Source organism: Mariniflexile ostreae, from assembly GCF_042427585.1.
Classification (GTDB): domain Bacteria; phylum Bacteroidota; class Bacteroidia; order Flavobacteriales; family Flavobacteriaceae; genus Pseudalgibacter; species Pseudalgibacter ostreae.
Genome location: NZ_JBHMFC010000103.1, coordinates 269,192 through 287,287, shown reverse-complemented (window position 1 = coordinate 287,287; position 18,096 = coordinate 269,192). Strand labels below are relative to the sequence as shown.

General features: G+C 32.5%; 8 protein-coding genes. 6 read left to right on the top strand and 2 right to left on the bottom strand.

Going from position 1 to position 18,096, the window contains the following annotated elements:
• The first annotated feature begins 998 nt into the window (after positions 1–998).
• Entirely contained in the window at positions 999–2,243 is a 1,245-nt protein-coding gene (locus tag ACFFU9_RS15340) for a site-specific integrase (RefSeq protein WP_379862356.1), read from the top strand.
• A gap of 699 nt (positions 2,244–2,942) precedes the next feature.
• Here ACFFU9_RS15340 and ACFFU9_RS15335 read toward each other — a convergent pair.
• Both ACFFU9_RS15335 and ACFFU9_RS15330 read right to left on the bottom strand, forming a co-directional pair.
• Positions 2,943–3,776, bottom strand: a complete 834-nt coding sequence (locus tag ACFFU9_RS15335; protein ID WP_379862355.1) for a T9SS type A sorting domain-containing protein — start codon at positions 3,774–3,776, stop codon at positions 2,943–2,945.
• Between the two features lie 98 nt (positions 3,777–3,874).
• Positions 3,875–7,060 (bottom strand): chondroitinase family polysaccharide lyase, encoded by a 3,186-nt coding sequence (locus ACFFU9_RS15330; protein ID WP_379862354.1) that lies wholly within the window; start codon positions 7,058–7,060, stop codon positions 3,875–3,877.
• A 781-nt stretch (positions 7,061–7,841) separates the two neighbouring features.
• Here ACFFU9_RS15330 and ACFFU9_RS15325 point away from each other — a divergent pair.
• From ACFFU9_RS15325 to ACFFU9_RS15305, 5 genes are all read left to right on the top strand, one after another.
• Positions 7,842–11,879: a hybrid sensor histidine kinase/response regulator transcription factor gene (locus ACFFU9_RS15325; RefSeq protein WP_379862353.1), complete on the top strand. Its 4,038-nt coding sequence runs from the start codon at positions 7,842–7,844 to the stop codon at positions 11,877–11,879.
• A gap of 475 nt (positions 11,880–12,354) precedes the next feature.
• Positions 12,355–13,860 carry a polysaccharide lyase 6 family protein gene (locus ACFFU9_RS15320; protein WP_379862352.1) on the top strand — a complete coding sequence of 502 codons (1,506 nt, stop codon included), beginning with the start codon at positions 12,355–12,357 and terminating at the stop codon, positions 13,858–13,860.
• Positions 13,861–14,036: 176 nt separating this feature from the next.
• Positions 14,037–15,593, top strand: a complete 1,557-nt coding sequence (locus ACFFU9_RS15315; protein ID WP_379862351.1) for a DUF4955 domain-containing protein — start codon at positions 14,037–14,039, stop codon at positions 15,591–15,593.
• 640 nt (positions 15,594–16,233) lie between these two features.
• A complete protein-coding gene (locus ACFFU9_RS15310) occupies positions 16,234–16,623 on the top strand; it encodes a hypothetical protein (protein ID WP_379862350.1) in 390 nt (129 codons plus the stop codon).
• 226 nt (positions 16,624–16,849) lie between these two features.
• Complete coding sequence (locus ACFFU9_RS15305; RefSeq protein ID WP_379862349.1) at positions 16,850–18,079, top strand: putative Ig domain-containing protein; 1,230 nt, start codon at positions 16,850–16,852, stop codon at positions 18,077–18,079.
• Positions 18,080–18,096 lie beyond the last annotated feature (17 nt).

Below are 18,096 nucleotides of genomic sequence, written 5' to 3'. Positions count from 1 at the left end.
TTTAGAGCGCAGTTCAGAGGGGTTAGAAACGTAGAGTTCTTCCTATATAGACTTACAACAATTTATGCATAATCTTAAAATCCCACAACTTTTTGACTTGATCCCCCTTGATCCCTTGATCCTCCATAACATAGCATTATTTGAATTATGCCAAAAGCAAAAAACCTTGCTAATCTTAAGATTAACAAGGTTTTGTTTTTAAGTAGTATTTCTACTTGTGACCCGGCTGGGATTAGAACTTATAATTCTAACGCTAGTCAGAGCAGGGTATTTGCTAATTTTTACAATTCATGTTGACGAATTGTGAACTTATATTTTTACAAAAAAAATGTCAATATAACTTTCGTATTCCAAATATAGGAAATCTATTCTATAACTGTTTTAATTTTAGCAAATGTTAACCTATAAAAATTTTGGTAGATGCGCTAGGTTCAGGTCATTGCTTAATAAAAAATTGTTAAAATATTAAAATTCGGATGTGGTGGAACAGGTAGATAAGTTATACTTAGAATATAATATAGTAATGTGTGGGGGCTTTACGCCTGTACAAAAGCCAAAGACAAAACCTTGACTTTTTTGTTTAAAATCATAAACATTTTTATTCAGGAACAACATAAGTAAAACATTTTGTTATTTTTGTTTACTTAGTTTAGGATAATAAGATTTAAATTCATTTAATCTTAAAAACTATTTAGCCATGTTTTGCTATTAATTTTTTTGAGTACCAGACTCATTTCTTGAAGTTAAAAGGTTCAAATCCTGTCATCCCGACAATTATGGTGTCAATAGACACCAAAACATAGCTAATCTTATGAAAATCAAGTATTTTCATTTTTCTTGAAACCATAAGATTGGCTTTAATTTAAAATCAAAGGTTACCTATTCGGTTACCTAATTTATTGCCAGAATTTTCACTACCTTGGTATTTCAAGAAAATTGACCTTCGCAACGATTTGACTTTCGTAAACAAATCGATTATTAATTTAAAGCGAGAGTTTATGCAGACTTCAAAGACTTTTAGTATTCATTTTTGGTTGAGTATGGCCAAGAAAAAAGATGATTTAGCACCCATTTATGCCCGTATTACGGTTGATGGTAAACGTGTCGAAATCAGTTTAAAACGGTTCATTTCGGTTACCAATTGGGATAACCGTTCCAAAAGGGCAAATTCGAGAACTTCTGAAGGGAAATCTCTCAATGTTTATTTAGACCAAGTTTACTCCGATTTGCTTGATTGCCAAAAACAGCTTTTGTCCGAATCCAAATACGTAACCGCCCAATCCATTAAAGCGAGATACCTCGGCGAAGATGAACAGCACAAAACACTACTTCAGCTAATTTCCTATCACAATACGAATATGGTTTCTGTTTTGAAATCTGGCACATTGAAAAATTATTTCACAACAGAACGGTATATTAAACGGTATTTGAAGAATAAGCTAAAGACCAATGATGTTTTCCTCAAACAATTATCATATAAATTTATTATTGACTTTGAACAGTTTCTGCGCAACGGAAAATCAATAAACCGATCACAACCTCTTAATAACAATGGGGTTATGAAACATTTGGAGCGATTAAAAAAGATGATGAACCTCGCTCTTCGATTGGAGTGGATTGAGAAAGACCCTTTTGTGAGATTCTCGTTAAAGTTTACAAAACCCCACAGGGCATTCTTATCCCAATCGGAACTTGAAGTTTTGGAACCTGGCCAACTTTCCAAAGAGATGCATCTAAAAACAAGGGATGTCTTTGTTTTTGCCTGTTATACAGGACTATCTTATATTGATGTGAAATTACTGTCTGACGATAACATAGTTAGGGGTATCGATGGAGATTATTGGATATTCACAAAAAGGGAAAAGAATGATGAAGCAGTAAAAATTCCTATTTTGGATAAGGCTCTTGATATCATAAGAAAGTATGATCAGAATTCTCAAAATAAACAGGAACAATTGCTTCCTGTATTTTCCAATCAAAAAGTCAATAAATATTTGAAGGAAATAACGTTACTCCTCAAAATCAATAAAAAGTTATCGTTTCACGCGGCGCGACATACTTTTGCAACCACCGTTACGCTTTCTAATGGTGTTCCCATTGAAACTGTATCAAAATTATTAGGTCATACGAAGCTATCCACAACGCAAATCTATGCGAGGGTCATTGAAAAAAAAGTGTCAGTGGACATGGGATTGTTGCGAAGTAAATTAAACCTAAAGAACACAACGGTAATAAAGGTGTAGCATCATTAATAGTTTGTGAAGCGTACTTTTCACTGCAACCGTCAAAGGTTAAAACTTTTAAAAAAATTTTAATGGATATAATTTTATAAATCAGGTAGAACTTCACTGTTTAGAATATATTATCATGAACTCTCTGAAATTCACAAAGAACTGAATCAGTAAAACACTTGCATAATTTAAAAGCAAGGCCGTTGTAATTCGGATAAAAATAATTCTATTTTGAGACATCAAGTAGAATTGTCAGGTAGAATTAATATAATTAATTTACCAACCAAAAAACCTATTAACGAATATAAAAAGTGTTTGTTCTGAAGCTCAAATCAGTATAAATACTTTTACAGCGGCAGACTAAAATGGATATCCCCACTTAATAGTTGGAGTTTGACAATTCAAAACTTATATATTGAATTTGGAAATAGAATAACGTTCGATATTAAAAGTCCGAAAAGCAAATCCTAACGCTGCGCTGGGGCTCATTTTAAAAACAATTTGATTTTTCAACAACCAAAATCCGGAGAAAAATCAAACTATTTTTAAAACGTCAAAAAAATGAGCAGACAGAGTTTAAATTACAGACCCGAAAAGTTTATTTTTTATTGGATAAATCGCATCTATAATATTTAATGAAAAAGCACCTAAATAAATATATTCAAAGTGCTTTCAATTAAAATTTTTTTACAGTCTCAAATTTTCTGTAATTTAGTCTATTATAATCTTTTTATTTGAAATTTTACCATCTTCGGATTGCATTTTTAATATATAAATTCCTTTAGCAAAATTCTTAATGCTAATAGGATTTGTATTTTTACTTTTATAAACAGATTTACCAAGAATATTTACAAGTGTTACATTTTTAATTTGCACATCTGAACTTTTAAGTTGAAAGTTTAACACATTACTAACTGGGTTTGGAAATACTGTAATACCTGAGTCAAGTACATTGTTTGCAACAGATAATACTGGAGCAGTAGTTGGTAAAGCGATGCCATTTAAAGTCAAGACATCAATATTAAAATTTCTCGCCTTTTTACCATCATCTTCTCGAACATATCTAATTTCTAATTCGTCACCATCGTCAGATGACAAAGCAGTATGGTTAAGGCTAATTGTAGCTATATTTTCTGGTGCATTTTTAATGCCTTTAATAGTGATTTTACCAGACACACTCAGTTCTGTGCCATCTGTTAGATTGTATAATTTTACATTTACTATACAACTACTAGACTCAGTAGTATAAATAACTGTATTTATAGTATAGGTTGTTCCTGGCTCCATTGTACCATCAACTTTGAAGAAAGCGCCTTGGCCGACTACATCAACTCCCTTTGGTGTTTTTCCATCTACTTTAAGGGCACCGTCCCCAATACCATCGCCATTATCGGCATCAGTAAATACGTCTGTTAATTCTACATCATTTGCAGGGTCTGCGGGAATAGCTGGCACTATTTTTCCCCAATTACCACTAGGTGAAAGTTGAGCAAACGAATTGGTTGCAAAAATTGCAGCAATAAAAAATAAAGTAATTGTTTTCATAATAAATTGTTTTAAAGGTTTATAATTTAGATTAATAATAAGCATTGTTTTAATTACAGTAATAATTTTTAGACTTTAGTATATTTAAGTGTTAACGGTTATTTTTTATGATAAATAATTTTTTTAGAGAAAGCCGAAGTAGGCGTTTTTATTTTGAGGAAATAAATGCCATTAGCTAATTGTAAGTTTTCTATGTGTATTAATTCTTCTAAATTTTTATAGGACTTTCTATATACTTGTTTACCATGCACGTCAAAAAGGTTTAATTCTGCACTATGGCCAAGTAAGGATTCCGTGTTGATAAACAAACTGCCATTTGTTGGATTGGGGTATATTTGAAATGGGGCTCTATGATTATTGCCATGAGTACTTAAGGCATCTTTGTTTAGTGTAATATCTACTGGCAAACCGTCTTTGGCTTCAATGGTAATAGTTGTTTCTGTTACTCCCGTATCAGAAAGAACTACGTTGCCACCAAAACTAGAATCTAATGACCAATTACCGTGAACTTTAAAAGTTAAAGTGGAGGCTAAGCTCTCTCCATTGCTCGAATTAGCAAAGTTTAAGTCTGGATTAACAACAGACATGGATAATTTATCGTTGCTTTCCTTTATCATTAATAAACAAGGCGAGTCATTGGACTTTAAAGGCTGTGTGTTAGGGTAGCTACTTGCTTCAAAAAGCGCATATCCATACATATCATTATAACTTACAATATGACCCGATTTATTTTTTTGAACAACTTCATAAAATGCAGTATTAGCGTTACTCATATTATTGCTAAATGATGCCATTTCTGCATCGTCAGTTGCTGGAATAATAACATATTCATAACCAGAATTATTGGGCGACATACCGTGATTTATATATGCCGATGCAAAATTTCCATTGGTAAAAGAACCATTACCATTTTGATTGGGAGAGTCTTGGTTCTTTCTGTCAACGGTAATTGGATTTCCACTTTTTACATAGTAACCTGTGTTTTGTGCATCAATGAGCCAATTGTTTATATTACCATTTAGTGTATTGTTATATGGAAAGGAGGTATGGGAAGTATTATTGATTATTATGGGTCTAATGGTTGTGGTTATTGAGTTTTGGAATAAATTGGTCGCAGTAATATTTGTATTATCGTTATTACTAATGTTGCTGCCCAAACAAATTAATTTTCCATCGAAACAAAAAACAGATTTTTTAAATTTGAAAGAAAGATTGTGTGTGGCAGAAATGGGTTTTTGAATAAAATCCATTCCAAATACTCCATAGATTCCTTCTAATATTTCATCAATATAATAGTTGGATTTATCTCCAAAACGAAGACTGGCAGCAAAGTTAGACTCGGTTATTTCATCTTGTCTATCTTTTGTGGCTTCTAAATCATTCCAAGATAAATGGATGGTAGTTGCTCCAGGTGTTTTGTTCCAATCCCAACCGGTTTTTGTGAAGCCAGATTTGGTATGACCTCCAGGATACATGATTTCTATAGCACCATAACTTTGATATCTTCCAAATCTGTTACTTGTTTCATATATTTCTGTACCCCAAAAATATTTATTGAAACCTTTTATGTCTGCCACCCAATTACTTTGTCTATAAGCACCCAAATTCGAAAAGTTTATCTGCCAAAAGCCAGTAGGAGGCACTTCATTAGTGTATGAACTTGTTTCGGGGTCGCTGCCAGCTAAATAATTGTAGGCCTCTAGTAATTTACCGTCAATTGGGTTTGAAAGACCCAAATCTTTTAAGCCATTTGTAAAACTGGGAGTGATAAAAGGATTTCTTCCGCTTAGCGAATTTGGGATTTCACTACTTGCAGTTACAACGCGTGCTACAAGCAGCGCATTTTTTAAAGTTGTGTGCGCAACTGTGCCAACCGTAAAATTTCCTTCCGAAATTAGATTGATCACTTGTGCAATACTTTTATAACCAGCGTATGTATACCCAGGATAATATGTATTATGGTGGAATCCGGTAAAATCAACTTTCATTCCGCTACCTTCTTTTGAATATGTTGTTAACCAATTTTCTAGATAGCCTTTATACCCTTTTAAATATTGCACTTTTTCAGCAGCTGTACTTTTGTATAAACATGCTCCTAATATGGCCATAGCTCTCGTGTTGGCATCATCCAAATTACTGTCATGTGCTGTGGGATGCCATATAATATCTACTGCACTATACCATTCTACCATTTTTCTTGCTTCATCCCAAAGCCCTTCCGCCATCAGTTCTTGTTTCATCAAATGAATGGCATTAGGAATATTTCTAAATGAATATCCTATATGGTGGACGGTTTCCATTAAACTACCATCAGCATAACCTTGATCTAACATGTATTTGACAGTATTAATAAAATAGTTTAGACTGCTTGGTGTCGATTTATGTTTATAATCTCTAGCAAAAACATGTATAAATTGTTCGACTGCATCTATATTTTGATAATCTGGATAATCTTTGCCATACAAAGGAACTCCTGTAATATGCGCTCCTGTGTTTTTGATTTTTAAACTGTTGTAGGAATTAATGGCATTATTTATTTTAGAAGTATTAGGTGCATTTCCTAAAATAATGTTATCGTATTTCTGTTTGATGCTATTAAAATCGATGAGTTCTTGTACAGTGGGAGTAGTTAACGGTATTTTTGGTAAAGATTGAAAATACATCATATCGGACCAATGTTTTCCGTTGTTAAGTGCAAGAAACGGTAACTGATAGTCTGGTGATCTATAAGTGTTTCTTTCCATGGTATAATCTATATAATCAAAATAGAAAGCACCACTACCTGATGTAGGCGCCTTGATTTTCAAAGTTGTAATATTGGAGGACAATTTTTTTCCAAGCATTTCATATCTATAGCTTGTAGAAGCAGCCCTCCAACCCGTAAAATTCAATTGAAAATCATAATAGAATTGAAGCACTCCATTAGTGTCATAAAATTCAAAGGTCAACGGTTCATTGGCAATTTTTGATGTATTATACACCCATATTCGAAACATATTATTAAAATAGTCTAAAACTTGAGAAGGTACTAGACCGTTGTTCTGAAGGTTTGAAATTGTTAACACATCGTTTGAAGCCCAATCCCATTTTAAGGATTGTGTACCTAATTTGTAATGATTTGTTGATGTGGTTAAGTTGCCAATACCCGCATTCCAATTATTTGGGACTGTTCTGCTTTCAAATGATTGGTCTTGCGCATTTATTATAGTATAAAAAGCAAAAACGGATAGCGTCAGAAGAGTTTTGCACTTTTTTAATTTTTTTAAAGGTATAAGTTGAATCATTCTGGTTAAGTGTTTAAATCTAATTTTAAAGCATTATAGTTATTAAGGAAACTGTACCAAAAGATGATACTGAAACAACCTTAATCTTCTCTACAAATAAAACTGTACATTACAAAGCTAAAACAGAGGAGTCCAATCCATGTGTCAAAAAATACACTTTAAAGAACTATTAGTACAACAACTATTAAACTCCAAATACGTAATAAAATAATAAGGAAACACTTTATTGATATTTCAGAAAAAATTATTTAGTAAGGCTAGTACCAAATATTAATTGGAGAGAAAATCTGTTTTTATCCACTTTTATGGTATTAGTTACAAAAATTTGAATCACAAAAACTGAATCTAATTGATTAGCAATTTTGCAACGATATTTGTAGACAAGATAGGGGGGAATCCAAACTTACTCTAAAGAACAGAACACCCCCTATGTTTGATCCTCTCACCCCCCTGTGGTTTAGGCTTTAATTGATAATTTTATAATATTGGAAAATGGTTCTAGCTAAATAATCACAAAAGAACTACGCGTCATACTTGATAGAGTTCGAGACTTAGGGTTAGAATTTAAAAAAAACTAGTATGGATTTGCTTCTAAATTGCTTGGATATAGAGTACAAACGTCTGTCCCAGCAACGCTTCAATTACAGTGGTAATATGTATCTGTTTACTGTAAATCCTACTATTCTAAAGAAAAAGATGAGTATAAAAAATATTATTTTAAATCAAGTTTGAAATCATGAAAAAATTTTAGCCTAGTTGTTAAATTAATAAAAGTATGGGAATGAGAAAGTCTTTAATATGCTTAATGTTTTTAGCTTTATCGGTAAACCTGCATGCTCAAAATATTGGATTTGAATATTTTGGGTTAAAAGATGGCTTATCTCAAATTTCTGCGACCTCTCTCATCCAAGATGATATAGGCCGTATTTGGATTGGTACCAGAGATGGATTAAATGTTTACGATGGCGTAAAAGTAAAGACTTTTAGAGCCTTAAAAGGGGACACAACGACCTTATTGGGACATAGTATTAAAAAACTGGTAAAGCAGGGCGAAAACCTATGGGTCATTACTTATAGCGGACTTTCAAAATTGGACACAAAGACATTGGTCTTTGAACAATTTCCTTTTAAAGGAGTACATGCAATCTCGCTTTATAAAAACGTTTTGCTAGTTGCAACATCGCGTGGCTTGTTTGAGCTGGATCCAATAAATAAGACACTGATTTCTAGACATGATATATACAATAAAAATAATGTTGTTAATAGTTTATCAGTGGATAATACTGGCCAAATATGGATAGGTAGTGAAGAGGGACTTTTTATGTATGATGGGAGTAGTAAAATATGTACAAAAATATTAAATGTGACCTCCAATGTAGTTTTTACTGATTCAAAAAAAAGAATTTGGGTGGGCACCGATAATGATGGGGTCTTTCTTTTAAATCGGATTAACGGGGTATTAAAGCACTTTACATCAGATGGTAGTGACCAATCTATTGTTAGTAATTTTGTAAGAGATATTAATGAAGATAGTCAAGGCAATATATGGGTAGGGACTTTCTTGGGATTAAGTATTATTAATGATAAAATGTTAACTGTTAATAATTATCAACAATCTGAAGTAGATAAGCACGCACTTTCCCATAACAGTGTGTATTCTATTCTTCGAGATAATCAAGGCACTATGTGGGTGGGGACATATTTTGGTGGTATAAGTTATTATAATCCAGATTTTCATATTTTTAAGCACTATCCCATTCGTTATAATCACTCTGGGGGAATAAGTTACCGTGTTATTGGGAGAATGGTGGAAGATTCGAATAATAATATTTGGATTGCTACTGGAGGAGGAGGGGTTAACTATTTTGATAGACAGAACAATTTATTCAGACATTTCAAACGCAAAGAAGGGGGAAAAGGATTGTCGAGCAATAATGTGAAGTCTTTACTTTTTGTAGATGAAAATACGCTTTTAATAGGGACACATACTGGAGGTTTAAATATAATGGATATTAAGAAAGAAAAATTCACCGTATTTAAAAATAATCCGGATGATAGCTTGTCTATTCCTTCTGATAAAATTACGTCTATTATAGCTTATAATGATTATTACCTACTTGGAACACATAAAGGTATTGTTAAGTTTGATTACAAAAGAAAAGTGTTTAGTCCGTTTATAAAAGATAAAACAAGTAGACAATCAATTGGTGAGGTGATCTTCGATTTATTTACAGATAGTGATGGTAAATTGTGGATAGGTACCGAGCGTAATGGTCTATTTGTTTTTGATCCTACAATAGAGGAGTTGATAAAATATGTGAATAGTGACAATCCTAAATCCCTTGGGAACAATACGATTAACTGTATTTTTGAAGATAAAAAACAGCAGTTATGGGTTGGAACCAATGGAGGTGGTATCAGTAAATACAATCCTAAATCTAATAATTTTACGAATTACACAGCATCAAATTTTAATTTACCTAGCGATTTTGTTTATGGCATTCAGGAATCACGTTCTGAAAACCTATGGGTTTCTACAAGTAGAGGCCTGGTGAGTTTTGATGTGGAAAATAAGAGACTCTATAGTTATAATCAAAATAACGGATTCCCATTAAATGAGCTAAATTATGGGTCTCTTTACCTCTCTAACGATGGAGAGCTTTTTGTAGGCGGTGTAAATGGGTTGATTTCTTTTAAAGAAGCTGATTTGTTGAAAAAAACACCTTATTCAAAACTGTTATTTACTTCTTTATATCTTCAGAACAAGGAAGTGATACCAAGAGATAATACGGGTATTTTAAACAAAGACCTAACTTATACCGATAAAATTGTATTTAATCCTGAACATCACGAGTTTACTATTTATTTTTCTTCTTTCAATTTTATTTCAACCAACGATAACAGGTATGAATATATGATGGAGAACTTTAATGATACTTGGGTAAATGCAGGAAATCAAACATTCCTTACTTATACAAACTTAGATCCAGGAACCTATACTTTAAAGGTTCGTTCTCGCAACAATGCAGATAATAAAATTATTGATACAAAAAGTATAGATATAATTGTTAATCCTGCGTTTTATGAAACGTGGTATGCTTATTTATTCTATTTTGTTTTTTTAGCAGCATTAATAGCTTGGTTAAACCAAATTTATTTGAGCCGTGTCCGCTTGGAAGATAGTTTGGAAGCAGAGCGAAAAGAAAATGAGCATATTAAAGAAATGAACCAGTCAAAACTTCGTTTTTTCATCAATGTATCGCATGAGTTTAGAACACCATTAACTTTGATGACAGGTACACTTGATTCCATTCTTGAGGACATTAGAGGCTCTAGTAAAAATTATAGTAAATTATTAGCAATTAATAAAAATGCTGCTAGATTAAATAATTTAGTAACAGAGTTGTTAGATTTCAGAAAAATAGAAGGAGGAGAACTCCAGCTTAAAGTTGGAGAACAAAAATTTTTAATTTTTATTGATGAGATATTTCAATCTTTTGTAGAATATTCGCAACACAAAAAAGTGGGTTATGAATTAAAAAAGCCTAATTATCCAATTACACTATGGTTTGATGCTTTTCAAATGGGAAAAGTTTTTTACAATCTTGTTTCTAATGCTTTTAAAGTCGTAGATGAAAATTCAGGCCGAATTACTATTGAAGTAATAGATCAAACAGAAACAGTAGATATTGTGGTCTCAGATAATGGGCCAGGAGTGCCTTATGGTAAAAAAGATAAAATATTTGATAGATTCTATCAGCTTGGAAATGTGTCTGGAAAAACTGTTGGGTATGGTACGGGTATTGGATTGGCACTATGTAAAAACATTATTAAGGAGCACCATGGTGAGATAGCGTTAGATAGTACGGTAGGAGAAGGAACAATGTTTGTTGTCCGATTGAAAAAAGGGAATAATCACTTTAATAAATCCGAGATTGTCCAGGAAGAAGCTGACAAGCTTCAAGGTTACGATTTATCTATGGATTACAAATTTGCAGATATAAAAGATGATGCGATAGAACAGTATGATTTCGGTTATAAGGTTTTATTGGTAGAAGATAATCACGAAGTAAGATATTTATTAAAAAATATTTTTTCAAAACATTATAATCTACTTGAAGCATCTAATGGAGAAGAAGGATTAGAGTCTGCAATAGCACATCAGCCAGATTTAATTATTTCAGATGTCATGATGCCCAATATGTCAGGTACAGAGATGTGCGCTAAGCTTAAACGCAATAAAAAAACGAGCCATATACCAGTTATTCTGTTAACAGCACGTACTGCTGTTGAGTATAAAATAGAGGGTATTGAAACTGGGGCCGATGATTATATTATTAAGCCTTTTAATACAAAGTTGCTTAAAGCACGTGTAAGAAGCCTATTAGAGACTCGATCTATACTTCAAAAAAAATTTAGTCGAGACCCTAATTTGGAGGTCAAAGACTTGGTTAACAATTCTATAGATCAAAAAATAATGGAAAAAGCGCAGGAAATTGTAATGAGCCATATTGATAATGTTGATTTTGGGATTGATGATTTCGCTCAAGAAATGGGACTGGGTAGGACTCGATTATTTACTAAAATAAAAGGGATTACTGGACAAACACCTAACGAGTTTATTTTGTCAATCAAATTAAAGAAAGCGGTTGAATTGCTTACGGATCAACCACAAATGAATATATCGGACATTGCTTATGCTGTAGGGTTTAATACACTGCGCCATTTTAGTCGTTGTTTTAAAAATTATTTTGGTGAAACTCCATCTAAATTTATGCAAAAATTACCTAGCAATGATTCTGGAACAGAAACATTCTGACTGAAATAAAATACAAAAAAATAATTCATGTTTTTTAGGGTTGATGAACTTTCAGGACTAATTCGTGAACGATTATGACCCTGAGTAGTAGCATTTCATAATACTTTTATACCATATAATTAAAATGGCATATAATCGACTACATGTATTTTATTGTTTAAAAAATAGATAAAAGTAGCTGGATTCACTCATTTTTTATAGCAACACTATAAATAAAGCAAACGCACCTTGGTATGTGTAGCCATGCAGGATCTGAATTTGTTTTAATAAACAACTGATAACGTTTCAGGTTGTTTGTATTAAATAAAAAGACTAGTATAGTGCTTTTAGTATTTAAACAGATACCTGATAATACTTTTTTATTTACTGGTAAAAAAGAGCGTACTGGAATTTTTGCTTTATATAAAAAAGTATTGAAGCTTTTATCACGTATAATAAAAACAAGAATGTTAAACTCAAATAAAAAAAATAAAACATGATAAAAATAATAAGTTTACCGTTAATAGCTGGTGCTTTAATGGTATTTAGCTATCTAGAAATTAAATATGTGAACGACATTTTTCACTCTGTCCAACCGCTTAAAATTGAGAAAGCATCATCAATTGTGACAAATGAAAAAGAACTTTTACAGGCTATTGAAAAAGTAGCGCCTGGTGATGTTATTGTATTGATGGATGGTGAATATAAAGATGTAAAACTCTCACTCTCTACAAAATCAAGTAAAGAATACCCAATAATAATAAAGGCTAAAAATTCTGGAAAAGTAACTGTTGTAGGTAATTTTCATTGGAAAATATCAGGAGATTATATTACAGTAAGCGGTATTCATTTTACGAAAGGTTCAAGACATAAGGATAATGATTTAATTGTAGATACAGGTGAATATAATACGTATCAACACTGTAAATTCGATTTTTTAAATGATGTTTCAGGTACTTATATAAAATTGGAAGGGCGTAAAAGCGTTGTTGAATACTGTGAATTTACAGGGAAAACAACACTGGCATCATATATTAATATGGATGTACCTAAAGAGGAGGGTTCACATCATATAATCCGTCGTAACTATTTTTCACGTCCGCCTTTAAAGAAAAATGGCGGTTCTGCCATGCGCGTAGGGCATGGTTCTATGGCTATGTTCCATGCTTATATTTTAATTGAAGAAAATCTTTTTGAAAATTGTGACGGTGAGAGTGAAATTGTTTCCGTAAAAAGTTCTCGAAATTACATTCGAAACAATACCTTCAGAACCAGTAAGGGGGCTTTTAGTTTACGTCAAGGAAATGGGAGTGTTTTTGAAGGGAATTTTTTTATTGGAGATGGACAAAAGGAGTGTGGAGGCCTAACGATTCGAGGACGTGATCATTTTGTTTTCAACAATTACTTTTATAATTTAAAAGCTAGAAAATCAGGAGTTATTAATTTTGGGGTGGCATCTCCCGAGGATCCAGAGCGTGTAAAACGTGGGATCTATCCTCGTCATTTTCCGTTAACTCAAGATATTGTCCTTTGTTATAACACTATTGCTGAAAATAAAAGTGATAGTCATATCAATTTTTTAGAAGGGTATGGGACACGTGACCGTTTTGGCTTACCAACAAATATTAATTTTTATAACAATATTTTTGATGGCACTGCTAATGTCGTTAACGGCAAGCCTAATATGAAGGTAACCTTTGCTAGCAACTTTACTTCCCAAAGCGAAGCTAATATAAATGGTATAACTTCTGTAAAGCTAAATAAACTGAAAGTGGATGGTATTGTTGTTCCAGAAATTAAATCTTTGGATCGGACATCTGTGGTGGATGTGCCACAACAAATAAATTACTCTGTGTTTAATAATAGAGATCTTTTAATTGAAAAAGATATTTTCGGAAGAGCTCGAGAAAAAATAAAAAATGCGGGTTGTTTTAATTTTACTAATACTGATGATGAGATAAAACGTCCATTGTTTAAGAAAGATGTGGGCTGTGGGTATTAAGTTTTATGAGAAGTGACCTTAATGTTTTTTTAATTCGAAGATGGAATCTATAGGAGGTGAAAATTGAAATATTATCGGTTAGCTTGAAAAATTGGTACCTATTATTAAAAGCTTAACGATTATTATATGATCGAAGCTTTAATTGAATATGAAAATAGAAATTTAAATAATGGATTGTGAAATATATTAGATTGATTTTAGCTTTTACAATATTTGTAATAATGGGTGCTAAAGCACAAAATAGTGCTGTTTGGGAGGATTTCAAAATTTCAAAAAAAATTGGGAAAGAGGCAGTTTTGCCAGACTTTTCCTATGCCGGATATAAGTACAGTGAAGTTGAGATTCCATTAGTCAATTACAAGGTTTTTAATGTTTTAGATTTTGGAGCAATTCCCGACGATACTATATCAGATAAAAACGCATTGATAAAAGCAATTGTTGCGGCTACTGAAAATAAATCGGGGATAATTTATTTTCCAAAAGGAAAATATTACATTAACACTGGCGATGATGAATTGACCCCCATTAAAATTAGCACATCAAATATTGTATTTAGAGGTGAAGGTACTGGTAAGGAAGGAACAATTTTATTTTTTGATAAGGATTTGCTCCCGAAAAATCCTAAAAAGTTGTATTCAGTTCCAAATATGATAGAAGCCACTTCAGAAGGAAGAAATGGGAAGTTGGCAAATGTTATTGCAGATGCAAAAAGAGAAACATTTAGTTTAAAAATTTCGGATGCTTCAAAAATCGAAAAAGGGGACTGGGTCATATTGCAAGTCTCCAATAATAGTAAAGATTTGATAGAATATGATGTTCAGCCGTTAGTTATTGAGCCAGAATGGACTTCAATTTTGGATAACGGAGTTGTTGTAAATGAACGTCATCAAGTAAAGTCAGTCAATGGAAATACCATAACCTTTTTTGAGCCAATTCATTATGATGTTCAAGCGAAACATAATTGGGAAATTTTTAGTTTCGCTCATATTGAAGGAATTGGGTTTGAAAATATAGTTTTTGAAGGAAACTGGACCAAAGAGTTTGTGCATCACCGTTCAGCACAAGATGATGGCGGTTGGAGTATTCTAAGTATCACTAAGAGTGTGAATTCTTGGGTAAGAGATTGTCGATTTGTGAATATATCAAATGCAATTACTTTTAAGGCATCCGCCGCTTCTACAGCGTTAAACATTACTATTGAAGGAAAAACAGGACATAGTGCTGTTAGCGCTGCTGGAGGATCAACAGGTATTTTAATAGCAAACGTGAATGATTTGGCAGGAATGCATCATGCTTCCGGTGTTGGTGGCGGAAGTACAACAGGAACCGTTGTGTGGAGATCAAAACATCCAGCACACACTAGTTTTGAATCACATGCTTCACAACCACGTTGCACCTTATTTGATAATGTTGAAGGAGGCTTTTTTTTAGGCAGAGCTGGAGGTGCTAGCAAAAACTTACCTAATCATGGACGCTATTTGGTTTTGTGGAATTATAAAGAAACAGATGAGGCTGAAATCAACTTTGAATTTTTATCATCAAAAACTAATTTTTGGAAATTTGTGCCACCAATAATCGTAGGCTTTCACGGTTCAGGCACGACTTTTAAAACAAAAGAAATTCAAATTTTAGAAAGTTTAGGGACGCGAGTTCTACCAGACTCATTATTTGAAGAGCAATTAAAATTACGTTTAGGAAAACTTCCTAAATGGATTCAAGTAATGGAAAGATAGGTTTAGAAACAACTTGATGCTTGTACGATGGAATTTGGACGTGTTCCATATAGTCTACGAAATGGGGCAAGATCAAAGTTTTTTTTAGATAAGATGGTTGAGACATGCTGTAAAATGGTATATAAAAATATTCTGCACTTTAGAAGGTAAAAACAAGCTGTTACTGAAATTCTCATGTGTTTTTTTATTTAAATGAGATTATAAAAGTTGAAAAAAAGCAAGAGAATTACATGCAATATTCATTAAGAATATAGAGAAGTAATTAAGATTTTATTAATTATTCGAAGAGTATATTGTAAACGAAGTAGTTATCTCGTAAAGCCTACAAATAATTATGTTCCTGTGGATATTTTGGAACTATAAGGATAATTAGCGCAATAGGCTTAAAATCACTAAAGGGAATTAAAGAACATAGAATCCCTTTTTTTAATTTTAACAGCATTTAAACTTTTGTCTTTAAGGTACTGTAAATCAATCGTTTAATTGAGTTTTTATTTGTGTTACTGTATTAAGTGTCCTATCTTATGTATTTTTTGACCATCTATTGGGTTTGTCTATTTTTATATTTGTTGCGTAAAGTTATAAGTATATAGAAATAAAACACAATCTAATTGTTATCATCATTTAATAAGATTAAAAAATGAAAGACAAACACTTACTAGTATTATTAATTATGATGATTTTTACTATGAATATGGTTTTAGCGCAAAATAAACAAGAACCCAGTCCTAAGAAAGAGTATAAAGCGTCAATAACTAAATCGATTCAAAAAGATATAGATAAACTATTAAAAGAAGAGTTTGCAAGCAGAGACGCTGAGTATCCAGAACGGTTTATATTAGAATCATTTGCCTTAAACAGTCCAGTAGCACAACTTGATATTGAAAAAATAAACAAGTGTTTTAAAAAACTTACCTCGCCACGAAATAATTTTAAAAATCAATTTAGACTTAACCATCATAATCTAGATGTGTTGGAAATGGTCTATAACATGAGTGGAGATATATGGTTTTTGAACAAAATGGTCTGAGAAAAATTTGCTAGAGTTTAATCAAAAATTTATGATTTATATATTTCTTTCTACGCGGGTTGCATATAAAATGACAGGTTTAGAGTATGGATAGGTTGTTTATGCCAATTATTTAATGAATAAGCAATTTCCTTACAGAAAATCAAATTTTCATTTAGTAACAAGAAATGAAAAATAATAAAGGAGAATTGAAATTAACCAATGTTTAATACTAAAAAGATGAATTATGAAAAAAACACAAAGCTTACCCATTAAGGAAATTTATTTGTCCTTTATGGCAATATTATTATTGTTTGCTTTCAATGCATGTGAAAGTGATGATGAAATAATTAAAGCTATAAGCCCAGAGGGACTTCGGTATTCTCAAATGGCAGGAGCTTTTCAGGGGGAAGCCTTTCAATCCTCTGCACCCGTTGTTAGTTCATCAACAAAACCTGTTTTTGAAATTATGGATGGCTTGTATGATAGTAGTTACAACGCTCTTGTATTGGAGACCTTTGAAATCAATGATAGTACTGGGGTGATAAGCTTACAAGCAGATAATGATTTATTAGCGGGTAAATATGGATTGGATATTAAAGTGTCAAATGATACTGGTGAAACATTATTCAAAAATGTATTCCAATTAGATATTGAAGCCTACGAACTATCAAAGCTAATTTTCAGTCCTTCTGAGTTCACGGCTACTGTAGGGAAATCATTTGCATCCACAGTGCCATCAATAAGTGGCTCTAGACCTGTTTCGTTTAAATTAGTTGATGCTCCAGAAGGATTTAATATTGATAACGAAACTGGAGTGATCAGTTTGGAGGTTGGTAATCCTGTACCAGCAGGTGTCTATAGTTTATCCGTTGAGGCAACTAATGTTACTGGAACCGTTTCTTTTAAGGATATAGTAACTATTGAATTAGGTGCCCCTTCCGTTCAAATTTTATTTGATGATGGCTGGGATGCAGAAGTGATAGGGAGTACCATTATGGGTAATTTTAAATCGGTAAGTGTAATAGGTTCAGTAGCTTGGCAGATTGGCAATGTGGCGGATAAACATGGAGATGAAACACCGGGAGCATTCTTTAAAACGGATAAAAAAGAAAACTCTTCATGGTTGGTATCTAATCAAATAGACCTTGTTGGCGCGGAAAATTGCGAACTTGATATTTCGGCTTATACACGCTATGCTATGGAAGGACGTTACGAGTTTAATGTGTACGTTACAACCAATGCTAATGCTGTTGCAGGAGATCAAAGTTGGGTAGCATTAAATATCGTTGATATTTTTGAAATTGGAAAGGATCATATCGCAAAAGATCAAATTGTAGATATATCTGTATATGATAATCAAACCATTAAATTGGCTCTTGAGCATAAGTCCTTTGCGTTACCTACAGATCCAGAAGGGTTCGACATAAAAGGGACCACCCATGTAAACCGAGCTGTAATAACTGGATTAAAATAGTAATAAACTAAACTAAT